Origin of the sequence: Phreatobacter stygius (assembly GCF_005144885.1) — a bacterium.
GTDB lineage: Bacteria > Pseudomonadota > Alphaproteobacteria > Rhizobiales > Phreatobacteraceae > Phreatobacter > Phreatobacter stygius.
This window is the reverse complement of sequence record NZ_CP039690.1, coordinates 1,391,203-1,406,838: the sequence shown is the minus strand read 5'-3', so window position 1 is coordinate 1,406,838 and position 15,636 is coordinate 1,391,203. Positions and strand designations below refer to the sequence as shown.

Annotated in this window: 11 protein-coding genes; 7 read left to right on the top strand and 4 right to left on the bottom strand. The window is 67.7% G+C overall.

The genetic code is table 11. The annotated features are described in order from the left end of the window. The first annotated feature begins 289 nt into the window (after window positions 1-289). Together E8M01_RS06445 and E8M01_RS06440 are read left to right on the top strand one after the other, a co-directional pair. Window positions 290-1,888, top strand: a complete 1,599-nt coding sequence (locus E8M01_RS06445; RefSeq protein ID WP_136959375.1) for an alpha-amylase family glycosyl hydrolase — start codon at window positions 290-292, stop codon at window positions 1,886-1,888. A gap of 25 nt (window positions 1,889-1,913) precedes the next feature. Beyond that, window positions 1,914-2,921, top strand: coding sequence for a glycosyltransferase family 4 protein (locus tag E8M01_RS06440; protein WP_136959374.1), 1,008 nt, complete (start codon window positions 1,914-1,916; stop codon window positions 2,919-2,921). A gap of 11 nt (window positions 2,922-2,932) precedes the next feature. On the opposite strand, the gene E8M01_RS06435 is transcribed toward E8M01_RS06440, so the two are convergent. The 3 genes from E8M01_RS06435 to E8M01_RS06425 form a co-directional block, all read right to left on the bottom strand. Continuing rightward, window positions 2,933-5,566, bottom strand: coding sequence for a sensor domain-containing diguanylate cyclase (locus E8M01_RS06435; RefSeq protein ID WP_136959373.1), 2,634 nt, complete (start codon window positions 5,564-5,566; stop codon window positions 2,933-2,935). A gap of 141 nt (window positions 5,567-5,707) precedes the next feature. Then, complete coding sequence (locus E8M01_RS06430; protein WP_136959372.1) at window positions 5,708-6,034, bottom strand: putative quinol monooxygenase; 327 nt, start codon at window positions 6,032-6,034, stop codon at window positions 5,708-5,710. Between the two features lie 122 nt (window positions 6,035-6,156). Beyond that, entirely contained in the window at window positions 6,157-6,756 is a 600-nt protein-coding gene (locus E8M01_RS06425) for a TetR/AcrR family transcriptional regulator (RefSeq protein ID WP_136959371.1), read from the bottom strand. A gap of 92 nt (window positions 6,757-6,848) precedes the next feature. Between E8M01_RS06425 and E8M01_RS06420 the strand changes: the two genes are divergently transcribed. After that, window positions 6,849-8,042: an acetyl-CoA C-acyltransferase gene (locus E8M01_RS06420; protein WP_136959370.1), complete on the top strand. Its 1,194-nt coding sequence runs from the start codon at window positions 6,849-6,851 to the stop codon at window positions 8,040-8,042. An 88-nt stretch (window positions 8,043-8,130) separates the two neighbouring features. Here E8M01_RS06420 and ilvD read toward each other — a convergent pair whose 3' ends face one another. Then, a complete protein-coding gene (gene ilvD / locus E8M01_RS06415; protein ID WP_136959369.1) occupies window positions 8,131-10,044 on the bottom strand; it encodes a dihydroxy-acid dehydratase in 1,914 nt (637 codons plus the stop codon). Between the two features lie 236 nt (window positions 10,045-10,280). Here ilvD and E8M01_RS06410 point away from each other — a divergent pair, with 236 nt between their 5' ends. The 4 genes from E8M01_RS06410 to E8M01_RS06395 all read left to right on the top strand — a co-directional run bounded on the left by E8M01_RS06410 (window position 10,281) and on the right by E8M01_RS06395 (window position 15,575). After that, window positions 10,281-11,159, top strand: a complete 879-nt coding sequence (locus E8M01_RS06410) for a LysR substrate-binding domain-containing protein (protein WP_136959368.1) — start codon at window positions 10,281-10,283, stop codon at window positions 11,157-11,159. Between the two features lie 237 nt (window positions 11,160-11,396). Beyond that, window positions 11,397-12,488, top strand: a complete 1,092-nt coding sequence (locus tag E8M01_RS06405; RefSeq protein WP_136959367.1) for a TRAP transporter substrate-binding protein — start codon at window positions 11,397-11,399, stop codon at window positions 12,486-12,488. Between the two features lie 186 nt (window positions 12,489-12,674). Then, the gene (locus E8M01_RS06400) at window positions 12,675-14,315 is read left to right on the top strand and encodes an isovaleryl-CoA dehydrogenase (protein ID WP_136959366.1); all 1,641 of its coding nucleotides are present in this window, start codon (window positions 12,675-12,677) and stop codon (window positions 14,313-14,315) included. 144 nt (window positions 14,316-14,459) lie between these two features. After that, window positions 14,460-15,575, top strand: a complete 1,116-nt coding sequence (locus tag E8M01_RS06395) for a DUF2855 family protein (protein WP_215908860.1) — start codon at window positions 14,460-14,462, stop codon at window positions 15,573-15,575. The last annotated feature ends 61 nt before the right edge of the window (window positions 15,576-15,636 follow it).

Genomic DNA, 15,636 nt, shown 5'->3' with positions numbered 1-15,636 from the left:
CATCGCGGCGGCGATGTACAAGTTGAGGACAATCACAGGCGTCTCCATGCGATGGGCGGCGTGTCATAGCGAAACCCTGAGCCGGCATCAAGCGGGCCAGCGACCATTCAATCCGCCTGTTGCCCGATGCACGTGCTACAGCGGTCAATGACGCGACCGCGCCGATGACGGCGGCCGTTTCGGCCGATGACCGAGCTTTCGCCGGCCGGGCTAGGAGTGCAGGTGTGATGGGACGAGAGACCGGCCACCTGATCGTCCGCCCGATGTCGCGGGCCGCGGCGGATTGCTCATGACCGCGTCCTGGTGGCAATCGGGGGTGATCTACCAGATCTATCCGCGCTCCTTTCAGGACAGCGACGGCGACGGCATCGGTGACCTCAAGGGCATTGCGCAGCGGCTCGGCTATCTCGCGGAGCTCGGCGTCGACGCTCTGTGGATCTCGCCCATCTACCCCTCGCCCATGGCCGATTTCGGTTATGACGTCGCCGACTATTGCGGCATCGACCCACGCTTCGGCACGCTCGCCGATTTCGACGACCTGCTGGCCAAGGCCCATGGGCTGGGGCTCAAGGTCGTGCTCGACTTCGTGCCCAATCATACGTCCGATCAACACCCCTGGTTCGTCGCCAGCCGCAGCTCGCGCACCGATCCGAAACGCGACTGGTACATCTGGCGCGATGCCGCAGCCGCCGGCGGCCCGCCCAACAACTGGATCAGCGATTTCGGCGGTTCGGCCTGGACCTTGGACGAGACCACCGGCCAGTATTATTACCACGCCTTCCTGAAGGAACAGGCCGACCTCAACTGGCGCAATCCGGCGGTCCGGTCGGTGATGGACGAAGCTTTGCGCTTCTGGTTCGACCGCGGCGTCGACGGCTTCCGCATCGACGTGCTGTGGCACATGGTCAAGGCGGCGGACTTCCCGGACAATCCAGTGAATCCCGACTATCGGCCCGGCATGGGCGAGATGCACCGGGTGCTGCAGCTTCATTCCACCGACCAGCCGGAGGTGCATCAGATCGCCGCCGGCATGCGCGCCGTCGCCGATGGTTATGGCGCGGCGGGGCAGGGCGAGCGTGTGCTGATCGGCGAGATCTATCTGCCGGTCGAGCGGCTGATGGATTATTACGGGCAGGACCGGCCGGAGGTGCATCTGCCATTCAATTTCCAGCTCGTCGACGCGCCGTGGCAGGCGCGTTCGCTTGGGGCCCTGATCGCCGGCTACGAGGCGGCGCTGCCGTCGGGCGGCTGGCCGAACTGGGTGCTCGGCAATCACGACCGGCCGCGCGTCGCCACCAGGCGTGGACAGGCCCAGGCGCGCGTCGCGGCCATGTTGCTGCTGACGCTGCGCGGCACGCCGACGCTCTATTATGGCGACGAGCTAGGTCTCAGCGACGTCGCGATCCCGCCGGACCGGGTTCAGGACCCGCGCGAAAAGCGCGAACCCGGGCTCGGCCTCGGCCGTGATCCGGTGCGCACGCCGATGCCATGGGACGCGAGCGCCCAGGCCGGCTTCACGGCGGGAAGGCCCTGGCTGCCGCTCCATGGCGACTGGCCGGCGCGCAATGTCGCCAGGATGATGCCGGAGCCCCAGTCGATCCTGACGCTTTATCGTCAACTGCTGGCGATCAGGCGCGAGCATCCGGCCCTGGCGGTGGGCAGCTTCGCGCTGCTGGAGGCTGACGGCGACGTGCTCGCCTATGTCCGCCAGCTCGGCGCGGAGCGGCTGGTCGTGGCGCTCAATCTCGGAGATCGGCCGCAATGCCTGGAGCTGCCGGCCTGGGCGTGCGACGGCCGGCCGCTGGTGTCCACGCTGGCCGGAGCAGCGCTCCCTCAGGGCGGCGCGCTGTCGTTGCGCGCCGACGAGGGCGTGGTTCTCCGGGTCTGACGACCACCAGGGAAGGGACGAGCCCATGCGGATTGCCATGCTGGCGCCGATCTCCTGGCGCACCCCACCGCGCCACTACGGCCCGTGGGAACTGGTGACCAGCCTGTTGACCGAGGCGCTGGTGGCCCGTGGCGTCGATGTCACCCTGTTCGCCACGATGGACAGCCGGACGGCCGGCAAGCTCGCCGGCGTGGCGCCGGCCGCCTATTCCGAGGATCCCGGCATCGACGCCAAGGTATGGGAGATGCTCCATGTCGCCCATGTCTTCGAGCGCGCCGATGAGTTCGATCTCATTCACAACCAGGCCGATTTCGTGCCGCTGGTGTTCTCGCGGCTGGTCGAGACGCCCGTGATGACGACCATCCACGGCTTCTCCTCGGAGCGCATCCTGCCGGCCTTCAAGGCCTATGACGATCGTGTCCATTATGTCGCGATCAGCGACGCCGATCGCCATCCGGACCTGCGTTATGCCGCAACCATCCATCACGGCATCCCGCTGGCGGATTTTCCCTTCGACCCGCGAGGCAGCGACGAACTCTTGTTCTTCGGACGCATCCATCCGGACAAGGGCGCGGCCGAGGCGATCCAGGCGTCGCGGCGTGCCGGCCGGCGGCTGGTGATGGCCGGCATCATCCAGGATCAGGCCTATCATGATGCCAAGGTCACGCCCGCGCTGGACGGGCAAACGGTGGTCTATCGCGGCGCGCTCGGCGGCGCAGCCCGCACCCAGGCGCTCGGTTCGGCCCGCGCGCTGCTGCACCTGATCAATTTCGACGAGCCGTTCGGGCTGTCGGTGGTCGAGGCGCTCGCCTGCGGCACGCCTGTCATCGCCACCAACCGCGGATCAATGCCCGAGCTGATCGACCATGGCGTGACCGGCTTTCTGGTCGACAGCATGGATGCCGCCGTGGCCGCAATCGGCCGCATCGGCGACATCGACCGCGCCGCCTGCCGGGCGGCGGTCGCCGCGCGTTTCACGGTCGACCACATGGCCGATCGCTATCTGGCCTTGTATCGCTCGCTGCTGGGCTGACTGCCCGCGCCCTAGCCGGTCGCCTTGACCGAACCGGGGACAGGCTTGAGCTCGGTCGAAACCGGCTGCGGCGCGCCGGCGCGCCTGTCGGTGACCACCACCCGGTTCCGGCCCTGGGCCTTGGCCCGGTAGAGCGCGATGTCGGCGGCCGCCAGCAATTCATCGCCGTTTTCGACATGCAGCGGCATGACCGCCAGTCCGATCGAGGCGGTGATGCCATCAAGCGTGCCGCCCGACCAGGTGACGCGCATCCGGCGCACGGCGTCCAGCACCTGGTTGGCGCGCTGCTCGGCGGCGCCGAGACCGACGCCCGGCAGCAGCAGCAGGAACTCCTCGCCGCCGTAGCGGCCGACGATATCGGTCTTGCGGACCGTCTCGTAGAGAATCCTGCCGATGTCGCGCAGCACCGCGTCGCCGGCCTCGTGGCTGTGGCTGTCATTGACACGCTTGAAGTGGTCGATGTCGAGAATGGCGAGCGACAGCGGTTTGCCGCTGCGGCTGCTGCGGCCGATCTCGCGGGTCAGGGCCTCCTGGAGAAAGCGCCGATTGTGCAGGCCGGTCAGCGGGTCGCGGATCGCCTGGCTGCGCAATTGCTCGCGCAGCTCGAGATTGGCGATCGCCAGCGACACCTGCTCGGCGAGCATGGTGGCGAGCTGGTTGGCGGAGGCGCCGGCGGCCGTCGCTCCGGCGGTTTCCGGCATTTCGCGATAAAGCAGGCCGAGCAGGTTGTTTTGCGCAATCAGCGGCTGGCAGACGAAAGCCGACCCCGGTGTCGCGCAACAGGCCGCGGCATGGCTGCAGGTCAGACCCTGGCTGGCCTCCGAGACAGGGAAGGTGCGGCCGCGCCGCAGTGCCCAGCAGGCCTCCGGATGGAAGGCGGCGACGTCGGCTTTCAGCGCGCCCCAATGGGCGCCGCGCTGAACCGCGTCGCGGGCGTCGTTGAACAGATAGAGCGCGCCGGCTTCGGCCGGGAAGAGATGACCGGCATAACTCTGCACCGCCGCGAAGATCTCGTCGAGGCGCTGGCAGGACTGCAGCAGGCTGCTGAGCTCGGTCAAAAGTGCGATCTCGCGGGTGCGGGTCTCGGAGGCATGCAAGGAGGCGGTGAGGCGCTGGTTGGCGTCCTGCAACTCGCGGGCATGGTCACGCCGCTCGGCCTCGACCAGCAGGGCATCGGTCTTGTCCTGGATGACCCACAAGATCTCGCCGGGGCCGTTGCGGCCGCCCGAGGTCAGCGGCTTGCCATAGGCGTCGACCAGGAGCGTCGCGCCGTCCTTGTGGCGGATATGCAATTCGACTTCTGCCGCCATCGCGGTGTCGCGGATCCGGGTCAACGCCGTGCCGAAGGCATCGCCATCGGCGGGGCTTGCGACCAGCGTGGCGATGTCGCTGCCCGGGAGGTCGTCGACGCCGCGGCCGCACAATTCGGCGATGCGCCGGTTGCCGCGCAGGATCCGGTGTCCCCTGGTGAAGAGAATGCCGGCCAGCGGATTGTCGACCAGGGCCCGTTGTTCGGCATTGAGCGCGCTGAGACTGCCGGACAGCCGCCGCGACCGCATGACGATGAGCGACAGCAGGGTGATCAGCAGGCTAATGACCAGGCCGCTGCCGAAGACGAGATTCGGCACTGCGTGATCGAGCTCGTAGGTCGAGCCGGGGCGGGCGGTGAACAGCACGCGCCAGACCCTTTCGCCGACCACCAGCGACCGTTCGGCGGCAATGCCGAGCGGCGACGAGGCGACCGGGGTGACCAGCCTGAGATTGGCTTCCAGGCTGTCATACATCAGGGTCGCCAGACCGCTTTCGTCCTCCGGCTCGCTGGTCATCACGCCTTCCGGCGTCGCCTTGGCATAACCGCGGTCGACGACGCGGATATGCATGTGCTGCAAGGTGCGGACATCCAGCACCCCGCGCATCAGTTCGTTCATGCGATAGACGGTGGCGACGAAGCCACGCAGCGCCGCGGTCCGCTGCAGGGCGGTCTGGGCCGGCTCGCCGACACGATAGATCGGCGCGCGCAGGATGAAACCCTGGCCGCCGGACGTGTCCTGCACCAGCCGGACCGGTGGTGTCGCGACGATCCGGCCAGTCTCTGCGGCCCGGCGCAGCGAGTCCAGCTGGACCGGATTGGCGCCGGCATCGAAACCGAACGCGTTCTCGTTGCCGCGCAGCGGTTCGACGAATTCGACGACGTTATAGCTGGAGCGCTGGCCCGGCGGCTGGACGGTGAAATCCGGCTGGCCGCGCGGATCGACGCTGGTGTCGCTCCTGACCTCGGCCATGAAGGCGTCCAGGTTGTCCGGCGTGACGTAGCGCAGCGACTGCAAGGCCTGGAAACCGGGATAGCGGCGCGCCAGGTCCAGCACGTCGACATAGCGGCGGAACTGGGCGCGATCGATACGGCCGATCGAGGCGTAGAGCCCCTGCATGCTGACCAGCACCTCGGCATGGGTCCGCAGCCGTTCGCCGATCGCCGCGCTGGTGTCGGCCGCATCGGCGGCGAAACGACGCTGCATGTCGGTGGCGATCCAGCGCTCGGCGATCGCCTGGGCGGCGAAGGTCGCGGCCAGACCGGCCAGAAGGATGGCGACTGCCGTCACCGTCATCCGCCGCCCCGGAGGCGCCAGCAGATCCTTCAACCCCATGGCCATGAGCCTCCGGTCCTGGACCCGCCCGCTCCAGGCCAGGTCATGCAAAGCGGCCGCATCATTCCCTGGGGGCATTGATAATGTGTTGCAGCGCGGGATGTCAGTATCGGGGCTCGTTCGGCAGGATGTCCAAATCCTTTACCCGGCGGGTTCGATCGCCGTTCTGAAGTCGGTCCGCAGCGGCTGCCAGGCCGCGACCTCGCGCGGCTCGCGCAAAAGCTCCGGCAAGCCTTGCCAACAGGCGGTGCGATAGGCGCGTCCCATCTGGACCTCCTCGAGATCTCGAGGGTTGGCCCAGGTTTCGTACAGCATGAAACGATCGGGGTCGCCGCCGTCCTGGTGCAGGACGGCGTTGATGAAGGTCGCCTCATGACGCATGGCGTCGAGCACCGGGGTCAGCAGCGCCATGAAGGCGGCCGCCGCGCCGGGCTTGAGCGTGATGACGGTGGTGTAGGTAACGGCCATGAGATTGCTCCGTGGCGGTGAGACGGAGCTTTTCACAGAGTTCATGACGCGAAGCGATGACCTCGGAGGTCATTGCTTTCGCGACCGCCGTGGTTCCCGTCTTGGCGCGGCGGGGAAGGGCCTCAGCGCCGCGGCCGTCGGCCGAGCCGCAAGGCAGCCTCGCGGCCGGCGGCGAGGAAGCGATCCGAGAGACCGGGGTCGGTCACCGCGCGCGCCAATTGCAGGGCGCCGACCATGGTCGAAAAGATCGCCATGGCTGCGGCGTCGGCTGCGTCGCCGGCGAACTCCTCCGGCAATGCGGCCTTGATGATCGTTATGATCGCGGCGACCTGATCGGTCAGGACGAGACGGGTCTCCGCCGGGTGGCGGGCAAGCTCCGCGGCGAGGCTCGCCACCGCGCAGCCGACGTCGGGACGGTCGCGATGAACCGGGCGCAGATAGGTCGCGACGATCGCTTCGAGGCCGTCGCCGCCAGCGGCGCGGGCAGTCTCGACTGCGTTCGTCAGATGGGCGCGGGTGGCGGTCAGGGCGGTCGCGACGGCGTCCTGGACCAGCGCTTCCTTCGAGGCGAAATGGGCATAGAAGCCGCCATGGGTGAGGCCGGCATCGGCCATCAGGCCGGCAACGCCAGCCGCCTCGATGCCGTCCTTGCGGAAGCGCCGGGAGGCCACGTCGAGCACGCGCTGGCGGGTCTCTTCGCGACGTCCCTTGGCATAACGCATGGCGGCTCCCCCGTTCGGCCGGCTCGTCCGGCCTTGATGGAATGAGGGTTATCATATTATATGTCAATGATCATATAAAGAGGAGCCCGACCATGTCCGCTTCAGATCCCGTGGTGATTGTTTCGGCTGTCCGTACTCCGCTCGGCCGGTTTCGCGGCGACCTCGCCGCCGTGCCGGCGCCGCAGCTCGGCGCGCGGGTCATTCAGGCCGCGGTCGAACGGGCGGGCATCGCGTCCGACCAGGTCGGCGAAGTGTTGATGGGCTGCGTGCTGCCCGCCGGCCAGGGCCAGGCTCCGGCCCGCCAGGCGGCGCGGCATGCCGGCCTGCCCGACGCGGTCGGCGCCACAACCATCAACAAGGTCTGCGGTTCCGGCATGAAGGCGCTGATGCTCGGCCGCGACCTGATCACGGCGGGTTCGGCCGACATCGTGGTGGCGGGCGGCATGGAGAGCATGTCGGGCGCGCCCTATCTGCTCGCCAAGGCGCGCGGCGGCTATGGCGCCGGCCATGACCGCCTGATCGATCACATGATGCTGGACGGACTGGAGGACGCCTATGAGGGCGGCCGGGCCATGGGCACTTTCGGTGAGGATACCGCCGAGCGTTATCAGTTCACTCGCGACGCCCAGGACGCCTATGCGATCGAGACCCTCAGGCGGGCCAAGGCGGCGGTCGAGACCGGTGCCTTCGACACGGAAACCGTCGCGGTGACGGTGCCGGGCGGCAAGACCGGCGACACGGTCTTTGCCCGGGACGAACATCCCCGCAAGCTCGACCCGGCGAAGATCCCGACGCTGAAGCCCGCCTTCCGGGCCGGCGGCACGGTGACCGCGGCAAGCTCCAGCGCCAATGCCGACGGGGCGGCGGCGCTCACCTTGATGCGTGCCTCCGAGGCCGAGCGGCGCGGCCTGGCGCCGGTCGCCCGCATTGTCGGCCATGCCACCCATTCGCAGGATCCGGCCTGGTTCACCACCGCGCCGATCGGCGCCATCGGAAAACTCCTGGAACGGATCGGCTGGTCGGGACGCGATGTCGACCTGTTCGAGATCAACGAGGCCTTCGCCGTGGTGGTGATGGCGGCGATGCGCGACCTCGACATCGGCCATGACCGGGTCAATGTGAACGGCGGCGCCTGCGCGCTCGGCCATCCGATCGGCGCTTCCGGCGCGCGCATCGTGGTGACGCTGCTGCATGCGCTGGAGCGCCAGGGCCTGAAGCGCGGCGTTGCCAGCCTGTGCATCGGCGGCGGCGAGGCCACCGCGCTCGCCGTCGAGCGGATGCACTGAGGGCGGCGCAGGGTATACCGGCCACGTCCGCTGTCGCGAAGGCCATGACGGCGGCGGCCCGCGGCGGGGGCAGCCGCTCTCCGCCTGTTCAGGTGAGGGTTTCCAGCGCGCGCGCGCCAACGGCTGTTTCCGGAACACTTTTGGCTTTCGTCTTCCCAGGGCCGGCGGCGATGGTTCGAACGGCGCCCTGGCTCGCGCTGGAAACCGTGGCCGCATAGGCCTCCAATGCACGGGAGACGAGGCGTATGCGCGCCCTGGGTCGCCAGCCCGCATCGCCCAAGTCTTCCATCGCCGCGTGGCGCTTCTCCAAGATCGCCGCGTCGACCTTCAGCGTGATGGAGCGCCCCGGGATGTCGATGGCGATCAGGTCGCCGTCCTCGACCAATCCGATCAGCCCACCACCTGCGGCCTCCGGCGAGACGTGGCCGATCGACAGGCCGCCCGAGCCGCCGGAGAAGCGACCGTCGGTGACCAGCGCGCAATGCCGGTCGAGCCGCATGGACTTGAGGAAGGTCGTCGGATGCAGCATTTCCTGCATGCCCGGCCCGCCACGCGGTCCCTCGTAGCGGATCACCACGACATCGCCGGCCTTGACGCGCCCGCCCAGGATGCCGTCCACCGCCGCCTCCTGGGATTCGAACACCCGGGCGGGACCTTCGAACGCCAGCATTTCCACCGAGACGGCCGCCGTCTTGATCACCGCGCCTTGCGCCGCGAGGTTGCCGTGCAAGACGGCCAGCCCGCCGTCGCGGCTATAGGCATGGGCCCCATCGCGAATGCAGCCACCTGCGCGGTCGCGGTCGAGATCGGCATAACGTTTGTCCTGGCCGAAGGGCACGATCGTCCTGACGCCGCCGGGCGCGGCGCGGTAGAAGTCGGAAACCGGCGCCGCGCTGGCTCCGAGGATGTCCCAGGCATCGATCGCCTCGCCCAGAGAGCTCGTGTGCACGGTCGCCGTGGTCCGGTCGAGCAGGCCGGCGCGGTCGAGTTCGGCAAGGATCGCCATGATGCCGCCAGCCCGGTGGACGTCCTCGATGAAGTAGCGATCGGTCGCCGGGGACACTTTGCAGAGATTGGGTACGCGGCGCGACAGCCGATCGATCGTCGCGAGATCGAAGGCGATGCCGCCCTCCTGCGCTGCGGCCAGCAAATGCAGGATCGTGTTGGTCGAACCACCCATGGCGATGTCCAGTGTCATCGCATTGGCGAAGGCTGCAGCGGTTGCGATGCCGCGCGGCAAGGCACGCTCGTCGTCGTGCTGATACCAGCGTCTGGCCAGAGCGACGATCGTGCGTCCGGCCTCGGTGAACAGGTCACGCCGCAACCTGTGCGTCGCGAGCAAGGTGCCGTTGCCGGGCAGCGCCAGGCCGAGCGCTTCGGTCAGGCAGTTCATCGAATTGGCGGTGAACATGCCGGAGCAGGAGCCGCAGGTCGGGCAGGCGGCGCGCTCGATCGCGGCGAGCGCCGCGTCCGAGGTCTGGGGATCGGCACCGTGTCGGATCGAGGCGATCAGATCGAGCCGCGGCGCCGCCGGCGCGTCGGACGTCCGCCCGGATTCCATCGGGCCGCCCGAGACGAAGATGGTCGGGATGTTCAGCCGCATGGCGGCGAGCAGCATGCCCGGCGTGATCTTGTCGCAGTTCGAGATGCAGACCAGTGCGTCGGCGCAATGGGCATTGACCATATATTCGATGCTGTCCGCGATGATCTCGCGCGACGGCAGGCTGTAGAGCATGCCGCCGTGACCATTGGCGATGCCGTCATCGACCGCGATGGTGTGGAACTCGCGCGGCACGCCGCCGGCGGCCCAGATTTCGGCTGCGACGATGTCGCCGACATCCTTCAGATGGACGTGGCCGGGAACGAACTGGGTGTAAGAATTGGCGATCGCGACGATCGGCTTGCCGAAATCGTCGTCCTTGAGCCCTGTGGCGCGCCACAGGGCGCGCGCCCCGGCGCGCTCGCGGCCCTGCGTGGTGGTATTGGATCTCAAGGGCGGCATCGGATCGGTCCTTTTCGACGGGCCAGGCGTCGCGGCAATGGCTGGCGGCGACGCTAGGGCCGGCCGGGTCCGCCACGAAATCGAAAGTCATCATCACGATCATCCATGGAATCGATCATGGCGCGATCGGGTCTTGACGCTGGGGATCCGGGGCTTGCGGCGCCGCCTGCTTGGCTCGATCCTGGCGGCGGCGCGGCCGCTCGCGGGAGGCGGCCTGCCGTTACGGGCGGGCGACCATGCTGCGCAACATCGATATCGATCTCTTGAGATGTTTTGTCACCATTGCCGAATTGCGCAGCTTCACGCGCGCGGCCGCGGCGCTGTTCAGAACCCAGTCGACGATCAGCACGCAGATCCGGCGGCTCGAGGAGCTGGCCGGGCAGACCTTGCTGCAACGCTCGCCCCATGAGGTGCAGCTGACGCGCATCGGCGAAGACTTCCTGGCCTATGCCCGGCGTATCGTCGCACTCCATGACGAGGCGCTGGACGTGGTCAACGCCAAGCGCGTCAGCGGCACCGTGCGCCTCGCGGTCATGGACGATTACGCGACGATCGTGCTGCCGGACACCTTGGCGCGGTTCGTGCGCTCGCATCCCGAGGTCGAACTGGAAGTGACCACCGGCTTCACCCGCGATCTGCTCAATGATCTCGGCAGCGGCTTCGATCTCGTGCTGGCGACACAGAAGGCCGGCGACGGTCGCGGCGACGTGTTGCGGACCGAACGCACCTCATGGGCCTGTTCCGATCGGCACGACACGCCGACCATCGCGCCGCTGCCGCTCGCCCTGCTCAAGGCTCCGAACATGTATCGGGAATGGGCGCTCGACGCGCTCAACGCCGCCGGCCTGCCCTGGCGCATCCTGTTCAGCAGCTCGAGCATCGGCGCGGTCGAGGCGATGGCCGTCTCGGGCGTGGCCGTGACTGTGGTCAAGGCCGGCACCGCCCGCCCGGGATTGCGCCTGATCGGCCCCGAGGCCGGCCTGCCGTCGCTGCCGGCCTCGGAGATCGCCCTGCATCTGGCCCCCGGCCGGCCGAGCGCCGCCGCGCGTGCGCTCAACGACCATCTGCAGGCGTCCCTGACATCGAACGGGGCGACCGGCGCCGGCATCGACTAGGTCGATGCTGGCTATCGGCCGAATTCATTTCGACGGAGCCAGCCGTCCTCCTACGGTTCTGCCGCGGGCGCCGTGACAGGGTTGGTCCGCCCGCCGGGCAGCCGCGACGATTAGGCAGTTCAACGGGGACGACGATCGGGATAGGTTCCGCCCTTTCGTGGCGGCGCCCGTGCCGGTCCGGCCTGACGGCCGGCAAGGCGCCGGCGCCACCACAAGAATTCGCCAAGAGGAACTCCCATGGACCGCCGCAAATTCATCAAGGCTTCCGGTCTCGCCACCGGTGCCGTCGCAGCCGTCGCGACGCCGGCCATCGCCCAGTCGCTGCCGAAGGTCACCTGGCGCCTGACCTCCAGCTATCCGAAGAGCCTCGACACGCTCTATGGCCTGAGCACGCATCTGGCCAAGCGCGTCGCCGAGGCGACCGACAACCAGTTCCAGATCCAGACCTTCGCGGCCGGCGAAATCGTGCCGGCGCTGCAGGCGCTGGATGCCGTGCAGAACGGCACGGTGGAGTGCAGCCACACGCTGTCGAGCTTCTATATCGGCAAGGACCCGGCCTTTGCCTTCGACACCTCGATGCCTTTTGGCCTGAACACCCGCCAGCAGAATGCCTGGCTGCATCAGGGCGGCGGCCTCGAACTCGTCCGCGACTTCATGAAGTCCTACAATGTGCACGTCATCCCGTCGGGCAATACCGGCGCGCAGATGGGTGGCTGGTTCCGCAAGGAGATCAAGTCGGTCGCCGATCTCCGCGGCTTGAAGTTCCGCATCGCCGGCCTCGGCGGCACCATCCTGGCGCGGCTCGGCGTTGTGCCGCAGCAGATCGGCGGCGGCGACATCTATCCGGCGCTGGAGCGCGGCACGATCGACGCGGCCGAGTTCTCCGGCCCGCATGACGACGAGAAGCTCGGCTTCCAGAAGGTGGCGAAATATTACTATTACCCCGGCTGGTGGGAAGGCTGCGCCAACGTCTCGTTCTTCATCAACATGGAGAAGTGGAACGGGCTGCCGGCGGCCTATAAGGCGGTGCTGGAGGCGGCCTGCGCCGAGACCCTGCTGCTGAGCATCGCCAAATATGACAACCAGAACCCGGACGCGCTGTTCCGGCTGGTCGCCAATGGCGCGGAACTGCGCGGCTTCCCGCAGGACGTGATGCAGGCAGCCTTCAAGGAGGCCCAGGCGCTCTATGGCGAGCTCGCCGCCTCGAACCCGAACTTCAAGAAGTTCTACGATTCCTGGCTGCCCTATTGGAAGAAGGAACAGGTCTGGTTCCGTGTCGCCGAACTGCCGTTCGACGCCTTCGTGTCGCAGCAGGCGCAAAGCCGCTAAGGCCCAGGCGCGATATTGTCCCGGTGGCGCCATTGCCTGGCGCCACCGTTTGCCCTGACGCATGCGATCCGCGCCGGCGTGTGGCGGTTGCACGGCAGGCCGGCATCTCGCGCAAGTTTCAACCCATGGTCGCCGTCGATTTTCCGTGGCAAACTTCTTGTCATCGAGAATGCGGAGAGACCGGCTATGCCCCGCCACGCGCCCGCAACCCACCTGATCACCCATGATGTGACCAATCAGCCACCGGAATTCGGTGGCCGAAACCTGTTCCTGTCGGATCCGGTGCTGCACGAAGCCACCCGCCGCGAGGGCGGCGACTGGGTCGAGCAGCCCTTGTCGGCTCTGGGCGCCGAGATGGGCTCGGAAGAGGTCCTGGCGCTCGGCGAGGAGGCCAATCGCTTTCCGCCCGAACTGACCGTGTTCGACCGTTATGGCCGCCGGCTCGACGAGGTGCGTTTCCATCCGGCCTATCACCGGCTGATGGAGATCGCGATGCGCCACCGCATCCATTCCATCGCCTGGGCCGAGGACCGGCCGGGCAGCCATGTCGCCCATGCCGCGTCGCTCGCACTCTTCACCGAGGCCGAGCAGGGCACGATGTGCCCGATCAGCATGACCTATGCGAGCGTGCCGGCGCTGCGCCACCAGCCCGACGTCACCGGGCCATGGCTGTCGAAGATCATCGACGGCCGCTATGACGCGCCGCTGAAGCCGATCGGCGAGAAGGCCGGCATCACGGTTGGCATGGCGATGACCGAAAAACAGGGCGGCAGCGACGTGCGCGCCAATACCACGCGGGCCAGCCGCGACGGCGAGGCCTATCGGCTGGTCGGCCACAAATGGTTCTGCTCGGCGCCGATGTGTGACGGCTTCCTGACGCTCGCCAATACCGAGCGTGGGCTGTCCTGCTTCCTGGTGCCGCGCATCCTGCCCGACGGCGAGCGCAATTCGCTGCATGTGATGCGGCTGAAGGACAAGCTCGGCAACAAGTCGAACGCGTCGAGCGAGATCGAATATCACGACACCTATGCCATGCTGCTGGGCGAGGAGGGGCGCGGCGTTCCCGTCATCATCGACATGGTGCATCACACCCGGCTGGACACCATGGCCGGCACGCTCGGCATCATGCGCATGGCGCTGGCCCAGGCCCAGCATCATGTCAGCCACCGCCGCGCCTTCCAGAAGACGCTGATCGATCAGCCGGTGATGCGGGCGGTGATCGCCGATCTCGCGCTGGAATATGAAGCAGCGGTGGCGCTGACCATGCGGGTGGCGCGGGCTTTTTCCGGCGAAACCGAGACCGAAAAGGCCTTTGCCCGGCTGGCCGTGGCGGTCGGCAAATATTGGCTGACCAAGCGCAATCCAAACTTCGTCTACGAGTGCATGGAGTGCCATGGCGGGGCCGGTTATGTCGAGGAAAGCCCGTTGCCGCGGCTCTACCGCGAGGCGCCGCTCAATGCGATCTGGGAGGGCTCGGGCAATGTCATCGCGCTCGACATCCTGCGGACGCTGATGAAGGAACCGGCGGCGCGCGAGGCCTATGCCCAGGAACTGGCCTTGTCGCGCGGCGTCGATTCGCGGCTCGACCGTTATGTCGACGAGCTCCAGGCCGGGCTGAAGGGCGTTCCCCAGGAGGCCCAGGCGCGCCACTATGCCGAGCGCATGGCGCTGGCGCTGCAGGCCTCGCTGCTGATGCGACACACACCGCGCGCGGTGGCCGATGCCTTCATCGCCACCCGCATTGCCCATGAGGGTGGGCGTTCCTACGGCATCCTGCCGCAAGGCGCCGACATCGACGCGATCCTGCAGCGGGTAGCGGTGCATTAGCGCCGGGTGCTGGTGCCGCCAAACGCCGCAGCGCTTCAACCATCTGGCGATACCGGCCTTGTATCGTGTATTGACACATCGCTGACATCAGCGCCGCCGACAGTTGAGCCTCGAGCACGGCGTGGGATGAACGGGAGACCAGCGATGACCGACGGCGCCGTGGCATTGAAGTCCGTGAATTTCGAGGTGAACCGCAACGACCTGCGCCAGTCGCGGGTCGAGACGGTGCCGATCGACGCCGCGGCGGCGGTTGCCAGCGGCAAGGCCGTGCTGGCGCTGGATCATTTCGCCCTGACCGCCAACAACATCACCTATGCCGCCTTCGGCGACCAGATGTCCTATTGGGACTTCTTCCCGGCGGCCGAAGGCTTCGGCCGCATTCCGGTCTGGGGTTTCGCCGATGTCGTCGCCTCGGGCGTCGAGGGCCTGGCGGTGGGCGAACGGATCTACGGCTATTTCCCGATGTCGTCACATCTGGTGGTCGAGCCCGGGCGGCTGACGCCCCGCCGCTTCATCGATGTCAGCGAACACCGCAAGGCCCTGCCGGCGGTCTATAACAGCTACGAGCGTGTCGCCGCCGACCCGGCCTATTCGAGGACCGGTGAGAGCGTCCAGATGATCCTCAAGCCGCTGGTCGTCACCTCGTTCCTGATCGCCGATTTCCTCGACGACAACGGCTTTTTCGGTGCGCGCCAGGTGCTGGTGTCGAGCGCCTCGTCGAAGACCTCGCTCGGCCTGGCCTTCTGCCTGAAGCGGCTGGCGGCCGCCGGCGTCACGGTGATCGGCCTGACCTCGCCGGCCAACCGGGCCTTTGTCGAGACGGTCGGCTATTTCGACCGGGTGGTGACCTATGACGCGATCGACGGCCTCGATCCGGCGGTGCCGAGCGTCTATGTCGACATGGCCGGCAGCGCCGCGGTGCTGACCAAGGTGCACCAGCATTTCGGCGAACGGCTGACCTATTCCTGCCGGGTCGGCGGCACCCATTGGGAAGGGCTCGCCAAACGCATGGACCTGCCGGGGGCGCGGCCGAAATTCTTCTTCGCGCCGGAGCAGATCGCCAAGCGCCACGGCGATTGGGGGCCGGGCGGCCTGGAACAACGTTTCGCCGGCGTCTGGGACGAGCTGACGGGGTCGGTCGAGGACTGGCTCGCCATCGAGGACCATCACGGGCCGGCGGCCATCAAGGCAGCTTATCACGACATGCTGGAAGGCCGGGTCTCGCCAGCCACCGGCCTGATAATGTCGCTCAAATCCTGATGACATCGATTGGCGGCAGACCTGCCGCTGCCGCGCGCCAGCTCCGGCCGCTCCGGCTTTG